Below are 21,640 nucleotides of genomic sequence, written 5' to 3'. Positions count from 1 at the left end.
CGACGACCGAGATCAGCGGCCGAAGTATAGCGTAACCCGGCGGTCATTTAAGGCGGTTGTTGGCTCCGGCGGTGCTCGGACGGCACGAGGCGTGCTTTGCGCGTGCGATAGATCAATCGAGCCCGTACCATGCGGAGACTGCGGACCCGAGGCGCCAGCGCCGCTGGGCGTTGCTTGCCGTGCTCTAGGAGAAGGCTTCGAATGTTCGATATCGTCTGGATCGCGTTGGCCTTTGCGCTTGGGCTCGTGGCGCGTCGAATCGGTTTGCCGCCGCTGGTGGGGTATCTGGTCGGTGGCTTCGCGCTGCACGCCTTTGGTGCGCGCGAGAACGCGCTGATCGAGGAGCTGGCCCACATCGGCATCACCCTGTTGCTGTTCACCATCGGGCTGAAGCTCAAGCTCAGGAGTCTGGTGAAGCCCCATGTCTGGGGCACGGCGCTGCTGCACATGATCGCGCTGTTGGCGCTGTTGGTGCCAGCGCTGCTCGCGCTCGGTGGGCTTGGGGTACCGCTGTTGGTCGGGGTCGATCTGGAGTCGGCGGCGTTGTTGGCCTTCGCCCTGAGCTTCTCGAGCACGGTGTTCGCGGTCAAGGTGCTCGAGGAGAAGGGCGAGATGGGCTCGCTCTACGGCACAGTTGCGATCGGTATCCTGATCATCCAAGATCTCTGGGCGGTGGTGTTCCTGGCCTTTTCGGCGGGCAAGATCCCGACCCTCTGGGCCTTCGGCTTGCTGCTCCTGCTGCCGGCGCGACGGCTGTTGCACTGGCTGCTGAGCCATGCCGGGCACGATGAGCTGCTGTTGCTGCTCGGACTCAGCTTGGCGCTCGGCACCTCGCAGTTGTTCGAGCTGGTGCAGATGAAAGGCGATCTGGGGGCGATCCTGATCGGCGTGATCATCGCCAATCATCCCAAGGCGCGCGAGCTGGCCAAATCGCTGCTTGATATCAAGGACCTGTTCTTGGTCGGCTTTTTTCTCAGCATTGGGCTGCAAGGGGTGCCGAGTCCGGGCATGATGCTGTTCGCGCTCGGCCTGCTGCTGGTGCTGCCGTACAAGTGGTTTCTCTTCCAGCAGCTGATGCTGTGGTTCGGGTTGCGCGGGCGGACCGCCTTTCTCGGCGGCTTGAGCTTGGCCAATTACAGCGAATTCGGCCTCATCGTGGCCGCAGTCGGGGTCGAGAACGGCTGGCTCGATCCGCAATGGTTGGCGGTGGTGGCGCTGGCGTTGGCGTTCTCGTTCATCGCCGCTTCACCGGCGGTGAGTCGTTCGCATGCCTGGTATGAGGCGATGAGCGGTTGGCTGCGCCGGCGTGAGCGCGCAAGGCGCTTGCCGGAGGAGGCCGAGATCGATCCCGGTGATGCCAATGCCATGGTGGTCGGGATGGGACGGATCGGCCGCGGTGCCTATGATGAACTCGCCCATGAGCGCGGACTGCGGCCGGTGGGGGTGGATGCCAATCCGGATACCATCGCGCACCATCAGCGGCACGGGCGTTACGTGGTGCACGGGAGTGCGACCGATGCGGATTTCTGGCATCGGTTGCATCTCGCCGACGGTCACATGCGCTTGGTGCTGTTGGCGATGCCGCGGGTGTCAGAGAATCTGTTCGCGGCCGAGCATCTGCTCAAGGAGGGCTTCACCGGCACCCTTGGCGCGATTGCCAAGTATGCCGATGATGAGCAGGCCTTGCGCGCCGCTGGCGTGCATCTGGTGTTCAATCTCTATGCCGAGGCGGGCGCGGGGTTTGCCCAGCATATCTGTGCGGGGCAACAGCCGGCGGGCTCGTCGCAGTCCTGAACGCGAATGAACTCTCGCCCCATCAGCAGCGGCATCAACAGAAAGCTGGCGGCGCTCACAAAGCCGGCAATGGTTAGCGTATCGATGATCATCTCTGTTCCAGCCCCAAACCGAGGCGATTGCTCAAGTGGGCTTTAATATTACTAAATGCTTAAATACCGAACAAGCGACCAGGTCACAGTTCGGCCATCGCGGCCTGTGCATTCCAAGTTGACTCAGGCTGACAAGGCGTTTGTCGTGGTCGTCCTGTCGGTTATAGTGATGCCCGTCTGTCACCACGACAGGCGAAAGCCACTCATCGGGCTTATGCAGTGCCCGGCTTTTCTTAGCGAGCGCACCGCATGAACGACTCCAAGAGCGCCAGCTCCTCGCTCCCTTCAGGCGCCGGTTTGCAGGGGCATGGCCATGCCCCCGCAGCAAGCGCTTCGCTCGGCCTCTCCGGTCGCATCGCCCGCACCTTCATCAATACCCCGGTCACGCCGATGCTCCTGATCGGGGCCCTCTGTATCGGCCTGCTCGGCCTGCTGTTCACGCCGCGTCAGGAAGATCCGAAGATCTCGGTGCCAATGATCGACGTTTTCGTGCAGTATCCGGGCGCCTCGGCGGTGCAGGTCGAGAGCATGGTGAGCCAGCCGCTGGAGCAGCTGATGATGGAGCTGACCGGCGTGCGCCATGTCTACTCCGCCACTCAGCGCGGGGGCGCCGTGGTCACCGTGCGCTTCAAGGTCGGCGAAGACATGGGCCAGTCGGTGGTCAAGGTCCACGACAAACTGCAGGCGAACATGGATCGGATGCCGCCCGATGTGCAGCCGCCACTGGTCAAGCCGGTCAGTATCGATGATGTGCCCATCGTCACCCTGACGCTCTGGTCCGAGGAGGTCGCGGACAGCCAGCTGCGCACCCTGGCATTGGATGTGCTACAAGAACTCGGCTCGGTGCCGGAGACCGGCAAGGGCTTCGTCGTCGGCGGGCGCGAGGAGCAGATTCGGGTCGAGGTGATGATGGAGCGTCTGGCCGGCTATGGCATCACGCTCGATCGCATCGCCGAGACCATCCGCAGCGCCAATGCCGAGACCCAAACCGGCGCGACCGAGGGCGGTGGCACCTCGTATAAGATCTATTCCGGCGCTTTTCTGCAGGATGCCAACGATATCGAACGGCTGGTGGTCGGCAGCCAGGGTGGACGGCCGATTTATATTCGCGATGTGGCGCATGTACGGCCGCTGCCACAGGAGACCGAACAGGTTGTCACCCATCTCACCGGTCCTGCTTATGAGGGCGCGCATCCGGCGAATGGCGCGCAGGCGGTTACGCTGGCGATCGCCAAGAAGGAGGGCGCGAACGGCGTGATGGTTGCCGAGGCGGTGCTCGAGAAGCTCGCCAGCCTCGAGCGGCGGATGATCCCGACGAACGTGCAGGTCGAGGTCACGCGCAACTACGGCCAGAGCGCGAACGACAAGGTCAACGAGCTGTTGCAGGCGATGTTCGAGGCGGCGGTGATCGTCTCGATCCTGTGCCTGGTCGGACTTGGGCTACGCGCCGCGATCGTCGTCATCTCGGTCATCCCCGTCGTCATCCTGCTGACCATCTGGTGGGCCTGGATGGTCGATTACAGCATCGACCGTGTGAGCCTGTTCGCGCTGATCTTCGCCATCGGCATCCTGGTCGATGACGCCACTGTGGTGGTCGAGAACATCTTTCGCCACTGGCTGGAGCAAGGCAAGACAAGCATCACCGAGGCCGTCGCCGCCGTCGACGAGGTCGGCAATCCAACCATCCTGGCCACCTTCACCATCATCGCCGCACTGTTGCCGATGGGTTGGGTCAGTGGGCTGATGGGGCCTTACATGCGCCCGATCCCGGTGCTGGGCTCCTCGGCGATGTTCTTCTCGCTGATCGCCGCCTTCGTCTTCACACCCTGGTTCGCCTTGCGGATGCGTCCGCGGTTGAAGGCGCTGGAACGGGCCGAGCGCCGGGAGCAGCAAACGCGCGCCATCGTCAGCCGCTTCTATCGGCCGCTGGTGATGCCACTGATCGAGAGCCGGACCCTGGGCAAGGCGTTCCTCATCGGCACCATCGCAGCCACCGCATTGGTCTGCACGCTGTTCTACTTCAAGGTCGTGCCGGTGAAGATGTTGCCGTTCGACAACAAGCCGGAGTTCAGCGTCGTCGTCAACATGCCCGAGGGTACCGCGCTGCCGGAGACTGCCAACATTGTGCGTCGATTGGCCGAGAAGCTGCGCGAGCTGCCGGAGGTGGTGGCGATCCAGACCTATGCTGGGACCGCGCAGCCGTTCAACTTCAACGGCATGGTTCGACACTACTATCTGCGCGAACAGGCCTGGGAGGGCGATCTGCTGGTGCAGCTCAAGGACAAGCATGAGCGCAAGCGCGGTAGCCATGAGATCGCGGTTGCCGCGCGTGAGCGACTGACGCCGGTGGCGCAGCGGTTCGGCGCCCACATCGCCGTAGTCGAGATGCCGCCTGGGCCGCCGGTGCTACAGACCGTGGTCGCCGAGATCTATGGCCCCAGCAGTGAGGTTCGACGCCAGGCCGCGCAGGATATGACGGCGATGTTCGAACAGGCGGAGGGCGTGGTTGATGTCGATAACTATCTGATCGAGCCTTATGACGCCTGGCGTTTCGAGGTCGATACCGAGAAGGCCGTGCGGCGTGGGATCTCGGTTGACACCATCAACCGCAATCTGGCGATGGCCCTTGGCGCGACCAAGGTGGGCGATGTCAAGCGCGGCACGGTACAGGAGCCGACCTACATCGTGATTCAGGTGCCGCTCTCCTATCGCTCCGAGATTACATCGCTGGGTAGCCTGCCGATCGGTGGGCCAGATGGCGGCATGGTGCCGCTGGCCGAACTCGGCAGCTTCGTCCGCCATCGAGAAGACCCAATCATCTACCACAAGGATTTGCGACCGATGGAGTATGTGGTCGGCGAGATGGAAGGCCGGTTGGGCGCGCCGATCTATGGCATGTTCGCCATCGAGGATCTGCTGGAAGGCTATGACCCGCCAGGACCTGGTGAGGCGATGAGCGGGATGCCGGACGGGCTGATCGGCCCGCCGAAGACGGATGCGGTAGCCGATTTCGAGTGGTCGGGTGAGTGGACGGTGACCTACGAGACCTTCCGCGACATGGGCATCGCCTTTATGGCGGCGCTGTTGTTGATCTATGGGCTGATCGTCTGGGAGTTCCGCGACTTTGCGATCGCCGGTCTAATCATGTCGCCGATCCCATTGACGCTGATCGGCATCATCCCCGGCCATCTGTTCATGGGGGCTGAATTCACCGCGACCTCGATGATCGGCATGATCGCGCTCGGCGGCATTATCGTGCGACAGTCGATCCTGATCGTCGAGTTCGTCAAGATCGAGGTCGCCCGGGGCAAGCCGGTGCGCGAGGCGGCGGTCGACGGCGCCGAGATCCGGATGCGCCCGATCCTGATCACCTCGCTGACGCTGATGGCCGGCGCCTGGGCGATCATCGATGATCCGATCTTCCAGGGCATGGCGGTGAGCCTGCTGTTCGGTGCCGGGGTCGCGACTCTGATGGCGGTGATCGTGATCCCGCTCGGCTGCATCTCGCTGACGCCTCGGTTTTATCTGATCGAGACCGAGAGCGGCGAACGGATGCTCTCGGCTGGATATGCCGAGATTGAAGGTGGCGGTACGGGCACTGGCGATGGTGAGGGCGGCAGCGGCAGCGAGGGGGTCGGCTTTGGGGAGTCCGGAGTCGCTTCCGGGCTGCGGCCGGATGCGCAGCAAGCGCGAGAACCGAACGGCGGTCTACCTCTCTGGATGATTGTCTGGTCGGTGCTGGTTGCGGTGATCTCGGCTCTGATCAATGGGGTTCTTGTGCTTGTAAGGCTCGTGCAATGGCTCGTCCAATGGGCTCAGCAGCGGTCTGCGGATCGGGCTAGGGCCGAGCCTGATTCCGATCAGCCAGATCAGTCGGCACGGCCGACCAAGAAAATTGCACCCGCGCGAGCTGGAGCCGCAAAGACCACGGCAAAGAAGCAGGTCGCCAAGAAGACGGCCGCCAAAAAGCCGACCGCCCGAAAGGCAACCGCCAAGACAACCGCAAAAAAACCAGTCGCAAAAAAGAAGTCGGTTGCTAAGAAGCCAGGCGCCAAGAAGGCGCCCACGCGTAAGGCGAACGCGAAGCCGGCGTCCGGCCAGTCTCCTCCGACCTCAGAGACGCGCTCGGATCAAGAGCCGTCATCAAAGGATCGCAATGAATAGTAGACCAGGTTCTGTAGCTCAAGCTGCGGACTCGGACGTTGGTCTGTTGGCGCTGATCTATTCGACCTGAGGACAATGCCCTTAGGCAGCGATCGCTTGCGGCTCGTGCGACAGGCAGGCCTTGGGGCAGACGCGCGAGCAGGCCTCGCAGCCAATGCAGTCCAGGGTGTTTTTGAGGTTCATGACCATCCCGGGCGCCTCGTCGAAGTCGTCATCGAAGTCATCGTCATCACTGAGGTCAAGCTCATCGCGGTCGACGAGTTCGAAGACGTCGCGTGGGCAGACCTTGAAGCAGCGGCCACAGCCGATGCAATTGTTCTGATTCAGGTCGACGATGAAGGCTGGGGTCCACTGGACGCCGCCTCGGGTGAGTCCGGTGATGGTGCTCATTGGCTTGCTCCGCTGGGTGTGGGCTGTTTGGGGATGGATGCTTTGCACTGAGCAATGATCAGGCATCGGCGGTTTGTGCTTGCTCGAGCCTAGCTTTGGCCGCGGCCCAGGCCTGGCAGGCGTCGTAGGTGGCTTGGGCCAAGCTCGGGATCTCGTCGAAGGCCGCCGGCAGGCGGTCTTCGACTAGGTCGTGTAGCTCGCTCGCGCGTTCGCTGGCGATGCGCTTGGCCTTCTTTAGCGCCTTCTCAAGGGCCTTGATCTCGTCATCGTTCATCCGTTCCTCCGCGAGACTCCCCGCCTTGCCGGGGGCGGTCTGAGGTGATTGGCTTGCCCGGTTGGTTGGCTGAGAGGGCTGTCTCAGAGGCCGGCGACCCGGCTGTGCTCACCGACTAACTCGAGTGAGACCGAGAGCAGCTTGTCGCCTTCGTCTTTCATCTTCGAAAGGGTTGGGAAGCCGAAGCGATGCACATCGCGCAGTGAGCGATCCACCACGACTAGCTTGCCGACGGTGATCAACACCCGGCCAAAGCCCTCGTGGGTCAGGTGCAACAAGGGTACCGCGCGCAGGCCGCATTCCTTCTCGATCAGCACCGCGATGGCGTTGTAGAAGGCCTGGATGCGGGCAACGACGATCTCGTCGGGGTCGCCGACGATCGGGATCTCGCGTTTCTTCTCCTTGGTCAGCACATAGGGTTCAAGGACCCCGGCGGCCGAGAGGTCTTCGTAGGTGCCATAGGGGTCGATGGCGCGGATCTGGCGCACCATTTCGGTCGCGAATTCGGTGTCCAGTACCGGATCATGCGGGTCGATAGTTGGTGCTGCGGTTGGTGCTTCGGGCGTTTCAATGGTCATAGGCTTCTCTTGTGTCGTTGTGTTTGTCGTCGCGAATCATTCTTCCCAGGCCTCGGCGGCCATGGCATCGAATCGGCTCTCGCTGCGCGGGCTCTGCTGCTCGATGGCGCGCTTGAGCCAGGCGCTGGGGCCATCGCGAAGCTCGCGTTTGAGCGCGTGCAGGAGACTGCTGACCAGCGTGTCGGGCGCGACCTTGATCGGTTGGATGCCTTGCGCGCGCAGCTTGGCGATGGCCGAGGCGCCGATCGCTTGGCAGTAGACCGCGATGCAGCCTTCGAGGGCCTCGATCTTGGCGCCGAGCTTGTCCTCGTTGCCATCCATGTCGAGGCGACCGAACTGGGCCACCTCGAGCAGCTCGTAGCCACTCGGTGACACCCGGTAGATCGCGAAGCTCTCGGCGGCGCCGAAGTGCTGATTGACGCACTTGCGGTCGGTGGTGGCGACGGCGACCTTGATCGTTGTCGCGTCGGTGTCGTCGTTGCCGACGAGCTTGAGCTGGCGTTTCATGGTCATGCGGCTTGCTCACGTTCGTGCTCGGGCCACTGCTTCAGCCGCGAGCGATAGGGCGCGATCTCGCCCTTGTGCAGACCGAGCATGATATTGGCGAGATCGAACAGGATTTGGCGGCTGCCTTGGTAGCCGATCCATTGCCGTTGCCAGCCGCCGACATGGTCGAATTGCGGGAAGCCGGCGCGCAGCAGCGGGATGCCGAGGCGCTCGGCGGTATGCGTGCCATGGCTGTTGGTGATCAGCACTTCCGCGGCGTTGGCGCGGGCGAGCTGCTCGAGGTCTTCCAGATCGCCGATCTTGACCTGTGCAGCAGCGACCTCGGCAAGGCTTGGCGCGTTGGTCGGCGCCACCGCAGCGACGGTCTCGGCACCCATGCTGGCGAGCAATTGCGAGAAAGCAACGAGCAGATCGACATCAGCCGCAATCGCGAAGCGGCCCTGGCCGATCGAGAAGTGGGCATCGAGCATCGCGTCTTGCAGCTGCGAGCGCTGGCGCTCAATGCGCTCGGGCACCGGCTCGGCGCTGATCTCGGCGAGGGTGCTGATGAACCGATCCATGGCCTCCAGCCCCATCAGATGCGGGAAGCGATGATCCGGAACCCCGGTGCGCTCGGCAAGCAGATCGGCAGCGCCGTTCATTGAGCCGCCGATGACCAGCGTCGCGGCAGCATCGCCCAGGGTCGACAGCTCATCGAGCGGAGTGCCGCCGATGGTCAGGGCACTGTAGTCGCTGTCGACGAGATGGCCGTCGAGCGAGTCGGCGATATCGGGCAGCAGCACCGGGCGCAAGCGGAACCGCTCGAGCAGATCCTTCAGATGCTCGAGATCGCCGGTGGTCAGCGCCGAGCCGGCGAGCACATTGACCTGCCGCGGCCGACGACCGGGACGGGTGCCGGCGGCGGTGGCCTTGGGCACCAGGTCATTGATGATCGCTTTGACCGCAGTATTGAATCCGGTCTCGATACAACCGCTGTAGTCTGGCGAGGCGACCGGGACCACCGCCACCTCGGCGTATTCCGGATGCTGGTCGCGAAACATCTGGATCGCGCGCGGTACGTCGGCGCCCTGGGTCTCGACCAGACCGGTGGTCGGGAGGCCGATCAACGCTGGCTGGTGCTTGGCGCAGATCGTCGCCAGCCCTTCGACGATGCTCTCGTCGCCACCCATGATGGTGCTGACCTGATCCATGGCCGTGGTCTGGATCGGCATCGGTTCGCGGAAGTGCTGGATGAAGAAGATCTTGCCGAACGCGGTGCAGCCCTGGGAGCCGTGCAGCATCGGGATCGACCGGCGCATGCCGAGGAAGGCGAGGGTGGCGCCCAGGGTCGAGCTGGCCTTCAGCGGGCCGACCGAAAGGGCCTTGTTGCGCTTGATGATGGTGGGCTCAGCCATGGGCCACCTCCGTTGCTGCCTGTGAGGCTGAGGCGCTCGCTCCAGTCTCGGTCTCTGGCGATTGCACAACCGGCGCACCGGCCGCGGCTCCGTCGCTAGCGCTGCGCCAAGGCGGCGCGCTGCGCACCGCGGCCCAGATCGGGCTCTCGATGGTCAGGCACATCTGCCGCGCCAGCTCGAGCATGCCGTCGTAGCCGGCGTAGCCGAATTCGCGCTCCTGATTGATATCCAGGAACGGGATGCGCGCCTTCAGCGCGGTGTACTGATTCCGTCCGCCGGCGACCAGCAGATCGGCACCCTGCTGCCGATAGAGATCGAGCAGATTGCGTGGATTGCCATCCTCGATCATCACCGCCTCGTCGCCCATCAGCTCGCGGATGCGCGCCTTGTCGTCCTCGGTCGACTTGCGGGTGCCGGTGGCGACCACGCTCATGCCGAGATCCTGCAGCGCCGAGACCACGGACCAGGATTTGACGCCGCCGGTGTAGAGCAGCACCCGCTTGCCACGCAGGCGCTCGCGCCAAGGCTCGAGCTCGGCATCGATGCGCGCCTCCTCGCGGGCGATCAGCGCCTCGGTGCGGGCGCTGAGGTCCGGGTCGCCGATCAGGCGGGCAAAATCACGCAATGCCTGCGAGACGTCGGCGACTCCATAGAAGCTGCCCTCGAACCAGGGCGTGCCGAAGGCCTGCTCGAGCTTGCGGGCGACGTTGATCATCGCCTTGGAGCAGACCATCATGTTGACCTCCGCGCGGTGCATGGTCTGCACCTCGTGGAAGCGCGCATCGCCGGAGAGGGTGCAGAGCACGCGGATGCCGAGCTCATCGAACAGCGGCATCACGCGCCACATCTCACCGGCGATGTTGTACTCACCGACCAGTGCGACATCGTGCACCTTGAAGCCGGGCCGCTCAATGCCGGCCGGGATCGGATCGGGCTCGCGGCCACCGCAGACCTGCTTGACCATGGTCTCGCCAGCGATGCGGTTGCCGAGGTTCTTGGTGCCGTAGAAGCCGGCCGCATCGACCGAGACCACCGGCTTGCCGAAGCGCTCGGCCGCGGCCTTGCAGACCGCATCGACATCATCGCCGATCAACGCCGGCACGCAGGTGTTGTAGACGAAGACTGCCGCTGGGTCGTAGCTCTCGATCGCCTGCTTGATCGAATGGAACAGCCGCTTCTCGCCGCGACCCATGATCACATCCTGTTCGGTCAGGTCGGTGGTCATGCCGAGCTTGTACAGGGTCGGGCCGGTGGAGCGGCTGCCGCGATTGTCCCAGGCGCTGCCGGCGCAGGCGATGGAGCCGTGCACGATGTGCGCGACATCGCCGATCGGCAGCAGCGCGATCTGGGCGCCATCGAAGGCGCAGCCCCCGGCCGTGGCGCCGGGCTTGGGCTTGGCGCAGCCGGACTTGGCCTTGGTGTTGTGCTCACAGGCGGGCTCGTCCAAGAGCGCGGCGATGTCTTTTTGCTTCATGCCTTCAGGGTCTCGGTGGCTGAGCGTTTGCGAGGGCGTGCTGACGACTGCATGCTGGGGAGCATGCTGATGGATGACCTTAAAGCAGAGACCGTGCCACCGAGCGTTAAGACAGGCGTCTGCGCCCCTGTTTTTCGATGGATCAGCAACTTAGCGGATCGCTTGCCGAGCATCATCGCGCTGCGGCGATTGTCGCAAAGCGAACAAGGCGATCGCGTTGCAGCCTTTGCCACAGCTTTTAGAACCGGAGTTTGGAGCCGGAAGCAGGGTGGGTTTCTGGCGCTAAGTTCTGACGGCTAGACTCAACATGGCAGCGTGACTGGTCCGGGCGGGCGACTCAGGGCGCGAACTATCGTCAGCGCACGATTCCTCAAGCAGCATCAGGTGTGCGTCAGGCTTCGAATCCTGGTTCATTGGCATTCTCTTTGCTTGCAAGCTAGGGATGGCTCCCTATCCTCCAAGGAAACTTATGTCCATCGAACTCTCCGATCTTGCCAGTGCCATGCGCCGCGGCGATCTCATTCCTTATCTCGGTCCCGGTGTGTTAGCGCCGGTCGTCGAGCGCGAGACAGGCTCGCCGATGCCGGCCGACAGCGACAGCCTGATCCTGGCGATGAACAAAGGCCGACCGATGTCGAAACGGCTGATGTGGGAATTCCCGCGCGCGGCCATGGATGTCGAGCTAAAGCGCGGGCGCAGCGCGGTCAACCGGTTCCTAGATCACACCTATGGCCAGCGTCAGTGGACGCGCGCCCCGCTGCACGACTGGCTCGCCGAGCTGGCACCGCGCTACGTCATCGACATCAACCGCGATACCCAGCTGCAGGAGTCCTATGCGGATCGGCCCCATACGCTGATCCGCGGGATCTCACGGATTGCTGGTACCGACTACCGGTTTCGCATCCATGCCTACGATGGCGACCTCTATCAGGAGATCGAGCAGGATCAGGTCGACCCGGCACTGCCGATCCTGTTCAAGCCGCTCGGCAGTCCGCGCCCGGATGCGACCTATATCGCCTCGGATGCTGATTTCGTCGACTACCTGACCGAGCTGATGGGCGGCTTCGGGCTACCGCGTTTCCTCAAGGAATACCGGGTCGGGCGCCAATACCTATTCCTCGGACTCCGCCTGACGCGCGACACCGAGCGCATGGTGCTCTCGGATGTGATCTATGCCGCCGGCGAGCCCGCCGGCTGGGCGCTGATCCCGGAGCCGACCGACAAGGAGCGCCGTTACTGCGAGAAGAAGGACATCCAGCTCGTCGAGGCCGACATCGATGAGCTGCTTGCCGCCGACGGTTTTACTGCCAACGACAGCGCGACCGCAGAGGCGGTTGCGGCCGAGGCGGGGTGCTGAGATGCTCGAGCGTCCTGACCGTTACATCAGCTTCCGCGATATCGACTGCGACGGTAACGCCGAGCGCTTCGTCACCGCCTTACGCACGGCGATGCGCACCGGCGAGCGCGATGATCCGTTCTGGAGCTACTTCGAGGCCAAGCTCGAGGGCCGCAACGGCCCGAAGCACGATGCGCTCTATCACATCCACTGTCATATCAACCATCTGCGCGAATTGCTCGAGCGCTGGAATGAGGCCGAGCTGGAAATCATGCTCGAGGCGCTTGAGGTCGAGTGCTGCTAGACCCGAATGTTTCATAAAAAGGGCGAACCTCGTTCAACCCATTGATATAATGGGCGTTCCGCCAAGAACGCCTCGGAGGATGTAGGCGGCCACGCCTAGACAACCGAGATAAAAAAAAGCCCGCGAGATTGAAGGCTTAGATGTTTAGTCCCGGGTGAGTCATCCCCGTGGTCACCCGGCGATTTGATCCAGCCCCGCCCGCACGCAGCGCAGCACCCCGTAGTCGTATTCGCCGTTCAGGGCATCGAAGGCTGGTTTCAATGCCATTGCCGAATCAGATGGGATCTGCTCAAGTGCGTAGCGGATGGTCTTCAGCTCTTCTTCGGAGAGAGAGACGGCTTCGCGTAACGGCAGCTCGCCAACCTCGATGCAGCGAGCGAGATGGGTGTAGATGGTGGTCGGCTTGAGCCCGCGCTGGCGGGCGATGTCATCGATGCCGAGACCAGCGCGGGAAAGCGCCAAGGTGTCGCGGACGGTCTCGCTGAGGCCGCCGCTTCGCCAGATGCGACCGCTGGATGCTGCGGTGGGGACGCCCGTGGTGTCGCGCCCACGCTCACGACCGTGCACATGCCCGCGCTCATGTTCAGGTTCTGGACGCAACTTCTCGGGCGGCAGCGGTGGTAACTGCCTGGGTCGACCGTGCTCGGCCTCGTGCGCCTGCAGCTCGGCGAGGAAGGCCTCGCCATAGCGTTCGAGCTTGACGACGCCGACGCCGCTGATGCGGGCTAGTTCATCGCGGCTGCGCGGTCGGTAGCGGACCAGCTCGTGCAGGGTGCTGTCCGGGAAGATCGCGAAGGGGGGCACGCCTTGGGTCTCGGCGAGCGTGCGACGGCGGGTGCGCAGGCGCTCCCAGAGCGCATTGCCCTCTGGATCAGCCGGGGCGGCGGCCGGCGGCGCTCGGCGCTCAGCGCGCGAGCGCTTGCGATCAGGATCACGACGCAGGTCGATGCGCTGCTCACCGCGGAAGATCGGCCGACAGGCCTCACGGTTGAGGCGCAGTCCACCGTGGCCCTCGATATCGACCTGTGCGAGGCCGGCGGCGACCAACTGCCGATAGACCGATTTCCACTGCTCGGCGCTCAGCTCGGTGCCAATGCCGAAGGTGCTGACCTGGTCATGACCAAAACGGCGCATGCGCTCATCGGCCTTGCCGAGCAGGATATTGGTGAGATAACCAGCCCCGAAGCGCTCGCCAGTGCGATGGATGCAGGAGAGCGCCTTCTGCGCGACGATGGTGCCGTCGTAGCACTCGACCGGGGTCAGACAGGTGTCGCAGTTGCCACAGGCAGCGCTGCCGGCCTCGCCGAAGTAGTCGAGCAGTACCTGACGCCGACAGCGGGTCGTCTCGCAGAGCCCGAGCAGGGCGTTGAGCTTGTGCAGCTCGACGCGCTTGAAACGCTCCTCGGCCTCGGAGTCCTCGATGAAGCGCCGCAGGCTGACGACGTCGCTGAGGCCGTAGGTCAGCCAGGCATTGGCCGGCAGCCCATCGCGGCCGGCGCGCCCGGTCTCCTGATAATAGGCCTCGATGCTCTTGGGCAGATCCAGATGGGCGACGAAGCGTACATCCGGCTTGTCGATGCCCATGCCGAAGGCGATGGTGGCGCAGATGATCACGCCCTCGCCACGCAGGAATTCGGCCTGATGGGCCTGGCGCATCTGAGCGCTGAGCCCGGCATGATAGGGCAGGGCCTTGAAGCCCTGAGCGGAGAGGAAGTCGGCGGTCTCCTCGACCCGCTTGCGCGAGAGGCAATAGACGATGCCAGCATCTTGCGGATGCTCCTCGCGCAGGAAGCGCAGCAGCTGCTGCCGTGGGCTCTGTTTCTCGACGATGCGGTAGCGGATGTTCGGCCGGTCGAAGCTGGAGACGAAGTGCTCGGCTTGCTCGAGCTGGAGGCGGGTGATGATCTCGTTGCGGGTTGGGCCATCGGCGGTGGCGGTGAGCGCAATGCGCGGGATCTGCGGCCAGCGCTCGTGCAGGTGATTGAGCTGCACGTACTCGGGGCGGAAGTCGTGGCCCCATTGCGAGACGCAGTGGGCCTCATCGATCGCAAACAGGGCGATCTGTGCGCGCTCGAGCAGCGTTAGGAAGCGCTCGGTCAGCAAGCGCTCAGGCGCAACGTAGAGCAGATCCAGCTCGCCGCTGAGCAAGGCGTGCTCGACTTGGCGTTGCTGGTCCAGGTCCAACGATGAGTTCAGAAAGGCCGCGCGCAAGCCGAGCTGACGCAGGGCGTCGACCTGATCTTGCATCAAGGCGATCAACGGCGAAACGACGATCCCGGTCCCCTCGCGCAATAGCGCCGGGATCTGGTAACAAAGTGACTTGCCACCACCGGTCGGCATCAGCACCAGCGCATCGCCGCCGCCGGCGACATGCGAGATGATCTGCTCCTGCGCGCCGCGAAAGCGGGCGTAGCCGAAGGTGCGGTTTAGGATTTCGAGTGCGGCAGGCGAACGATTGATCGCGACCATCGGTGAGGCTAAGGGGCGGAGATTCCAGGATCATCCCAGGTTTTACTAGACTGCCCGCAATTGAGTAGATGGGTCAATGCGCGCTGCTCACCCGATACCTGGCCCTGCATGGGTCCAGCAGTCCAAGCACGATCCCTCCACATGCGCTGTGAGAGCTACATCACCGAGCTGCTCGATCTGCGTGGTGCGCCAGCGTCAGGGCGACTCGCGATCAGCGAAGACCTTGATCCACATCGCGGTGGCACCAGCCACCGCGGCTGGCATCACGACGAAGTTCAGCACTGGGATCATGGTCAGTGCCGCGGCGGCCGAGCCGAAGCTGAGCGCGGTGAAACGGCGCTGGCGCAGTCTAGCGCGCTGGTCGCGGAACAGCAGGCCGTGGTTGCCCATTGGAAAATCGTTATACTGCACCGCCAGCATCCAAGCCGTGAACAGGAACCAGATCAGCGGACCAATCACCGGCACCATGAGGGCGAGGATCAAGAACGGGATGGTCCAGACCAACGCATAGAGGATTTTCTTGACCTCATCCCAGAGAATGACAGGCAGTTCCTTGATGAGCTTGGCATAGTCGATCGGCGTGTCGACTGAGTGCCCGGTCAGGATCGCCTCGGCCTTCTCGGCCAAGAGGCCGTTAAACGGCGAGGCGATGAAGTTGGCGACTAGCGTGAAGCTGTAGAAGACGATGATCAGCAGCGCTAGCACAAAGATGGGCCAGAGCAGCCAATCGAGCCAGTGCAGCCAGCTTGGTAGCTGCTGCTCCATCCAGCCAAGCGCGCCCTCGAAGCGGCTCAGGCTGTACCAGATGGCACCGGCAAAGACGCCGATGTTCACCAGCAGTGGGATGATGACAAAACGTCTGAGGCCGGGGCGGGTGATCAGGCGCAGACCCTCAAGCATGTAGGTAGCGCCGCGGAGCGGGTTGGACGACATCAAGACCTCGCCGGGGTTTCGTTGGGTGGCTTAACGCCGCATTCTATAGTCTTGGTCGGATCGCTTCGGGCTCGCGATGAGGCTGCTTCCAAGCCTGAGATCGAGACGAACGGACCGATGTCGCAAGATGCCTTTCGCTAGGAGGAGACGCGATGATCAACGCACAGCAAGCATTCGCGCAGCTCGCGCGGCAACCCGATGACGAGATCGATCTGGCCGCCGGTGCACTGGCGGTGAGTGGACTGTTTCAACCAGACTTGGCGGCGGATGAGCCCTTGGTGGCTCTTGAGCGGCTGGCGACTGAGGCGGGCAATAGCGTTCCAGCGCAGGCCGATCTCTTCGACCAGGTGCGGGCGTTCAACCACTTCTTGTTCGAGGAGCACGGCTTCGCCGGCAATCAGGACGATTTCTACGACCCGCGCAATAGCTTCCTGGATCAGGTGTTGGACCGCCGGCTCGGGATTCCGATCACCCTCTCGGTGCTCTATATCGAGATCGCCGCGCGTCTCGGCCTGCCCGCCTATGGCGTGGGTTTTCCGGGCCATTTCCTGGTCCGCATCGGTCGGGGCGATACCGCGTTGATGCTGGATGTCTACGCCGGCGGGGTCGCGCTGCCGGAGTCCGAGCTGGATTTGCGCCTGGCCGATCTCTACGGCCAAGGCACGCTGAGCATTCAAAGCCATCCCGCGCTGCTGCGCCCGGCGACCAAACGCGAGATCCTGGTGCGCATGTTGCGCAATCTGATCGGCATCTATCGCGACCGGGGCGAGCGCGTCAATCGACTCGCGGCGCTGACCGCCTCGCTGACATTGGCGCCTGACTTGCCCGATGAGCTGTGCGAGCGCGGCTTGCTCTACCGCGATCTCGACTACGCCCCGGCGGCGCTCGGCGATCTGCGCCGCTTCGTCGAGGTCTCCGACGATGCCGAGCAGATCGCGGCCGTCACGCAGATCATCGATGAACTTGGAGGACAGCCGATGCGGCTGCATTGAGAGGCGCTCGAGATGAGCGAAGAGGTGCGGCGCGGCGAGCATGATCGGCGTTTCGAGCAGCGCTTTCGGGCCCTGCTGGCCGAGATTTCCGCAGGCTTTGTCACAGCGGCCGATGAGGCGTCCCTTGAGCATGGACTGGACCAGGCCCTGGCCGCACTTGGAGCGCTGTTCGAGGCCGATCGGGCTTACCTGTTTCGCTTCTCTAGCGATCTTAAGACCGCCAGCAACACGCACGAATGGTGCGCCCCCGGCATCAGTGCGCAGCGGCATCACCTGCAGCACCTCGCAACGGCGGACATGCCTTGGTGGATCGCCCGGATGGAGGAAAAACAGCCGTTGCAGATCGCGGATGTGGCCGCGCTGCCGCCCGAGGCGGCGGCTGCGCAGGCAACCTTTCAGGCCCAGTCCATCCAGTCCCTGATCTGCCTGCCGCTGCGGGATCAGGGACAGCGACTGATCGGCTTCCTCGGTTTTGACGCGGTGCGCCACAAACGCCGCTGGCCGGCCGAGCAGGTGGAGATGCTGCAGCTCATCGCCGATATCGTTGCCGGCGCCCTCACGCGCTGGGACGCTGTCCGAGCCCTGGCCGAGAGTGAAGCGCGCTTCCAGGGGATTCTGGAGAACGTGTCAACGGTGGCGGTGCAGGGCTATCTCATGGATGGTACGGTAACTTACTGGAACCAGGCTTCGGAAACCTTCTACGGCTACACTGCCGAAGAGGCGTGTGGCCGCAATCTACTGGAGTTGATCATCCCACCCGCCATGCGCGCTAGTGTTTGGGCCGGACTGCACCAGATGGTTGAGACCGGCAAGCCGATTCGCGCTGGCGAATTGACGCTGATGCGTAAGGATGGGTCCCCGATTTCAATCTATTCATCCCACTCTGTGGTACAGACACCGGGGGCGAAGCCAGAGCTGTTCTGTATCGACACCGACCTCAGCCAAATTAAACAGGTGGAGCAGGCCAGCCAAGCAAAGTCGGAATTCCTGGCCAACATGAGCCATGAGATCCGCACACCGCTGAATGCTATCGTCGGCTTGACGCATCTGATGCGCAAGGACGGTGTGACACCACCACAGGCCAAGCGCTTGGACAAGATGGAGAGCGCCAGCCGGCACCTCGTGTCGATTATCAGCGACATCTTGGACTTGTCGAAGATCGAGGCTGGCAAGGTGCAGCTCGAAGCGGTTGACTTTCATCTGCCCAACCTTGTCGAGACGATCACCTCGTTCATCGGCGCCTCGGCCGATGCCAAGGGGCTTGCCATCGATGTGGAGCTAGGTGAGGTGCCGCGCAGGCTGCGCGGTGATCCGACCCGACTGCGCCAGGCACTGCTCAATTACGTCAGCAATGCCGTCAAGTTCACCAAGGCGGGCCGCATCCGCGTCCGGGCGCGTTTGCTCGAGGAGAACGGCGCGACGCTTCAAGTCTGCTTCGAGGTCCAGGATACCGGCATTGGCATCGACCCCGAGGCCTGCACGCGATTGTTTCAGCCCTTTGAACAGGCGGATCAGTCGACCTCGCGTCAGTATGGTGGCAGCGGCCTTGGTCTCGCGCTGACCCGGCGTCTGGCGATGCTGATGGGCGGTGATGTCGGCGTCGACAGTACGCCGGGGAAGGGCAGCACCTTCTGGTTTACCGCCTGTCTGCAACATGGCAGCGGCGGAGCACCGGCCGCTGAGGTGGCGACTGGCGAGGCGCCCGAGGCGCGGTTGCGTGCCCGCCCGGGTGGCGCGCACCTGCTGCTGGCCGAGGATAATGCGTTCAATCGCGAAGTGGCGCGGGAACTCCTGAAGAATGTGGGCTTGCGGGTGGATATGGCGGTGAATGGCCGCGAAGCCGTGGCCATGGCGCGGGACAGGCACTATGATCTGATCCTGATGGATGTGCAGATGCCTGAAATGGACGGTCATGACGCCACGCGCGCGATACATGCTCTGCCGAATCGGGCGCGCGTGCCGATTCTGGCGATGACTGCCAACGTCTTGGACCAGGGACGCCAGGCCTGTATCGAAGCGGGCATGGATGACTTCATCTCCAAGCCAGTCGATATCGCGCAGCTATATTCGACCTTGCTCCAGTGGTTGCCGGCGGTCGCCGCTGAGCATGCCGTGGCGCAACCCTACCAGAACCCGTCCCCGCCACCGTCCGCGTCGGCGTCGCGCTCGCCCCCCAGGCTCAACCCCGCGCCCGATCCCGCGCCGACCTGGCTTGCGCGTTTGGAGGCCATTGCCGATCTCGACATCACCGCGGGTCTGGCATCGGTACAAAACGATCGGGCACTCTACCGGCGCGTCCTCAGGCTGTTCGTCACGTCCCATGGCGATGACGCACAGCGCCTTAGCGCTCTGGTTCAGCAGGGTCAGTTCGATGCCGCCGAACACATTGCGCACACGCTCAAGGGTACAGCGGGCACGATTGGGGCGACCCCGATTCAGGCCCTCGCCAGCGAACTCGATGTGGCGCTCAAGCACCACGATGGCGCGGCCGCGCGGCCCCCGTTGGCGGCGTTGATCGAACGCTTGCCGCGCTTGCTCCAGGCGTTGGAGGCGCACTTGGCGGAGCCAGCACCGGCACACCCACCGCACGCCGGCTCTACAGCGCAGACACCCGAACAGCGGGCGACGATCGAGGCCCTGCGGCGCCTGCTCGAGAACGCCGACAGCCGGGCCCGGCATACCCTGGCAGCGCATTACGTGCTGCTCGAGGAGGCGCTCGGAAGCGTCGTATTGACCGAGTTGGCACGGGATGTGGATAATTTCGAGTATGAACAAGCGTTAAAACTCATTCAGGAACGCGAGTGACGACTTCAGCCACCCTGCTCATCGTCGACGATGAACCCGCGAACCTTGCCGTTCTCGCCGAGACGCTCGAACCGGAGTATCGCATTCGGGTGGCCAAATCGGGCTGGCAAGCGCTCCAAGCGGCGGCGATCGAACCGCGCCCCGATTTGATCCTGCTCGACATTCAAATGCCCGACCTGAGTGGCTATCAGGTGCTTGAAGCCCTGCGCGATGACCCCTCCACTGCGGAGATTCCAGTGATCTTCGTCACCGCCCGCACGGCCACTGAGGACGAGGAGAAGGGGCTGGAGCTCGGTGCGGCTGATTACATTGCCAAGCCGATCCAGCCATCGATCGTGCGCGCCCGGGTGCGCACGCAGATCGAGAACAAAGCGGCCCGCGACATCCTCAAAGAGCGCAATGACTGGCTCAGGCAGGATCTGCTGCGTGCCCAGCGGGTTGGCCGCATCGGGAGTTGGAAGCAGGATCTGAGAACGCAGCATGTCGAGTGCTCTCCTGAAACCTACCGCTTGTTTGGTCGCAAGACTGGCACGCTGCTCCACGTTGAGTCCGTGCTCGAGGCGATCTACCCGGATGATCGCGACAGGGTTGAGGCGGCCTGGCAGGCAGGGCTCGCTGGCGCGGTGTATGACGTCGAGTTCCGAACCGCCACGAGTCAGGGCCAAACCTGGCTCCGTTCGATCGCCGAATTCGGAGACTGGGTGGATGACGCGCCGACGCTGGCGCTGGGCACGGTGCAGGACATCACCGAGAACAAGCGCCATGAGCAGCAACTGGAAAGGCTCGCGTTCAGCGACCCGCTGACTGGGTTGGCCAACCGCTATGCGTTCGACCAATGCGTCGAACAGCGACTGCAGCAGATGCCCGGCGGGGCGTATGAAACCGGTGTCTATCAAATCGATCTGGATGGGCTGAGCTGGATCAATCACAGTATCGGCGAGCAGGCGGGGGATGAGACGCTGCGCATTATTGGCCAGCGCCTGCGGGCCTTTGCCGGAGATGCCGGCGAGGTCGCCCGCCTCAGTGGCGACCAGTTTGTCGTCGCCATGCATGACTGTAGGGGCGAGGAGTGCGTGACCGAGCAGGTGCAAGCGCTGAAACAACGGATCAAAGAGCCCATCCGCCTCGGCAATGAGACCTTCACCGTGAGTGCCTGCATTGGCGCGGTCCACAATAGCGGGAATCTGTTTCGCCAGATCGGGCCCTTGCTGCGCATGGCCGATCAGGCCATGTATCAGGCCAAGCTTGGCGGCAAGGATCGGCATGTGCAGTTTTATCTGTCGCAATACCAGTCCGACCGCTCCCTGCAAGACCGGCTGGATGCGATTCGCCAAGCCCTGCGCGAGACGCAGTTTAGGCTCTATTACCAGCCCAAGGTTGACCTGCTCGAGGGCACGTTGATCGGGCTCGAGGCGTTGATTCGCTGGCAACATCCGGAACAGGGTCTGCTCGGCCCGGATGCGTTCATCCCCTACCTCGAAGGCCATCCGCTGATGGTGGAATTGGGCGACTGGGTGATCGAGGCGGCGCTGGCGCAACTGCTGGCATGGCAAGAGACCGGCTTGACCACCAGCGTGAGTGTCAATGTCGCAGCAAATCAACTCCAGCATCCGGCGTTCGTCGACAAGCTGGTCGCCTGTCTCGCCAGCTACCCATCACTGGACGCCGCGCAATTCGCGATCGATCCTGCGCACTTCGAGCTGGAAGTGCTCGAGAGTGGGCCGATGCTGGATCTGAACAGCTCGATCCAAATCTTCAAGCGTCTCAGGGACATCGGCGTGACCATCTCGCTCGATGATTTTGGCACCGGCCATTCGTCACTGCAGACGCTGCATGCGTTGAGTCCGACGATCTTAAAGATCGACCGCAGTTTCGTGCTCGGCATGCTCAGCGATGGCAAGTGCCAGGCCATCGTCAAGGCCATTCTCGATCTGGGCCAGAGTTTTGGCCTGAAAGTCGTCGCCGAAGGGCTGGAGACGCCAGCCCATGGCCAGGCGCTGATCCAGCTCGGCTGCCGCTACGCCCAAGGATACGGCATCGCCCGCCCGATGCCCGCCGAACAGGTGACGGACTGGCTGGCGCGCTGGCGCGAGCAGGTGCCGGAGTGGATCAACCAGCGATAAGCACCGGCGAC

General features: G+C 63.4%; 15 protein-coding genes. 7 read left to right on the top strand and 8 right to left on the bottom strand.

Annotated features, from left to right (window positions below; genetic code table 11):
- The first annotated feature begins 201 nt into the window (after positions 1–201).
- Together CCR82_RS12900 and CCR82_RS12895 are read left to right on the top strand one after the other, a co-directional pair.
- A complete protein-coding gene (locus tag CCR82_RS12900) occupies positions 202–1,794 on the top strand; it encodes a cation:proton antiporter domain-containing protein (RefSeq protein WP_201246206.1) in 1,593 nt (530 codons plus the stop codon).
- A gap of 341 nt (positions 1,795–2,135) precedes the next feature.
- The gene (locus tag CCR82_RS12895; protein ID WP_201246205.1) at positions 2,136–6,050 is read left to right on the top strand and encodes an efflux RND transporter permease subunit; all 3,915 of its coding nucleotides are present in this window, start codon (positions 2,136–2,138) and stop codon (positions 6,048–6,050) included.
- Between the two features lie 81 nt (positions 6,051–6,131).
- Here the strand turns inward: CCR82_RS12895 and fdxB are convergent, their stop codons facing one another.
- From fdxB to nifE, 6 genes are all read right to left on the bottom strand, one after another.
- Complete coding sequence (gene fdxB / locus CCR82_RS12890; RefSeq protein ID WP_201246204.1) at positions 6,132–6,440, bottom strand: ferredoxin III, nif-specific; 309 nt, start codon at positions 6,438–6,440, stop codon at positions 6,132–6,134.
- A 58-nt stretch (positions 6,441–6,498) separates the two neighbouring features.
- A complete protein-coding gene (locus CCR82_RS12885; protein ID WP_201246203.1) occupies positions 6,499–6,714 on the bottom strand; it encodes a CCE_0567 family metalloprotein in 216 nt (71 codons plus the stop codon).
- 83 nt (positions 6,715–6,797) lie between these two features.
- Positions 6,798–7,292 (bottom strand): NifX-associated nitrogen fixation protein, encoded by a 495-nt coding sequence (locus tag CCR82_RS12880; RefSeq protein ID WP_201246202.1) that lies wholly within the window; start codon positions 7,290–7,292, stop codon positions 6,798–6,800.
- Positions 7,293–7,328: 36 nt separating this feature from the next.
- Positions 7,329–7,805, bottom strand: a complete 477-nt coding sequence (locus CCR82_RS12875) for a NifB/NifX family molybdenum-iron cluster-binding protein (protein ID WP_201246201.1) — start codon at positions 7,803–7,805, stop codon at positions 7,329–7,331.
- Complete coding sequence (gene nifN, locus CCR82_RS12870) at positions 7,802–9,193, bottom strand: nitrogenase iron-molybdenum cofactor biosynthesis protein NifN (RefSeq protein WP_201246200.1); 1,392 nt, start codon at positions 9,191–9,193, stop codon at positions 7,802–7,804. The genes CCR82_RS12875 and nifN overlap by 4 nt, the downstream gene beginning before the upstream one ends.
- The gene (nifE, locus tag CCR82_RS12865; protein ID WP_201246199.1) at positions 9,186–10,667 is read right to left on the bottom strand and encodes a nitrogenase iron-molybdenum cofactor biosynthesis protein NifE; all 1,482 of its coding nucleotides are present in this window, start codon (positions 10,665–10,667) and stop codon (positions 9,186–9,188) included. The genes nifN and nifE overlap by 8 nt, the downstream gene beginning before the upstream one ends.
- Before the next feature lie 469 nt (positions 10,668–11,136).
- Here nifE and CCR82_RS12860 point away from each other — a divergent pair, with 469 nt between their 5' ends.
- Positions 11,137–12,024, top strand: a complete 888-nt coding sequence (locus tag CCR82_RS12860) for an SIR2 family protein (RefSeq protein WP_201246198.1) — start codon at positions 11,137–11,139, stop codon at positions 12,022–12,024.
- 1 nt (position 12,025) lies between these two features.
- Positions 12,026–12,307: a N(2)-fixation sustaining protein CowN gene (gene cowN, locus CCR82_RS12855; RefSeq protein ID WP_201246197.1), complete on the top strand. Its 282-nt coding sequence runs from the start codon at positions 12,026–12,028 to the stop codon at positions 12,305–12,307.
- Positions 12,308–12,478: 171 nt separating this feature from the next.
- Here cowN and recQ read toward each other — a convergent pair whose 3' ends face one another.
- Together recQ and cysZ are read right to left on the bottom strand one after the other, a co-directional pair.
- Entirely contained in the window at positions 12,479–14,776 is a 2,298-nt protein-coding gene (gene recQ / locus CCR82_RS12850) for a DNA helicase RecQ (protein WP_201246196.1), read from the bottom strand.
- Positions 14,777–14,971: 195 nt separating this feature from the next.
- Entirely contained in the window at positions 14,972–15,709 is a 738-nt protein-coding gene (gene cysZ / locus CCR82_RS12845) for a sulfate transporter CysZ (protein WP_201246195.1), read from the bottom strand.
- Positions 15,710–15,861: 152 nt separating this feature from the next.
- Here cysZ and CCR82_RS12840 point away from each other — a divergent pair, with 152 nt between their 5' ends.
- Genes CCR82_RS12840 through CCR82_RS12830 form a run of 3 tightly spaced genes read left to right on the top strand, consistent with a single transcriptional unit; the run spans position 15,862 to position 21,629 of the window.
- The gene (locus tag CCR82_RS12840) at positions 15,862–16,701 is read left to right on the top strand and encodes a SirB1 family protein (protein WP_201246194.1); all 840 of its coding nucleotides are present in this window, start codon (positions 15,862–15,864) and stop codon (positions 16,699–16,701) included.
- Positions 16,702–16,713: 12 nt separating this feature from the next.
- Positions 16,714–19,506, top strand: coding sequence for a hybrid sensor histidine kinase/response regulator (locus CCR82_RS12835; RefSeq protein ID WP_201246193.1), 2,793 nt, complete (start codon positions 16,714–16,716; stop codon positions 19,504–19,506).
- Complete coding sequence (locus CCR82_RS12830) at positions 19,503–21,629, top strand: EAL domain-containing protein (RefSeq protein WP_201246192.1); 2,127 nt, start codon at positions 19,503–19,505, stop codon at positions 21,627–21,629. The genes CCR82_RS12835 and CCR82_RS12830 overlap by 4 nt, the downstream gene beginning before the upstream one ends.
- Positions 21,630–21,640 lie beyond the last annotated feature (11 nt).

Source organism: Halochromatium salexigens (assembly GCF_016653295.1).
GTDB classification, from domain to species: domain Bacteria; phylum Pseudomonadota; class Gammaproteobacteria; order Chromatiales; family Chromatiaceae; genus Lamprobacter; species Lamprobacter salexigens.
The sequence above is the reverse complement of the archived record's forward strand: the minus strand, read 5'-3'. Positions and strand labels throughout refer to the sequence as shown.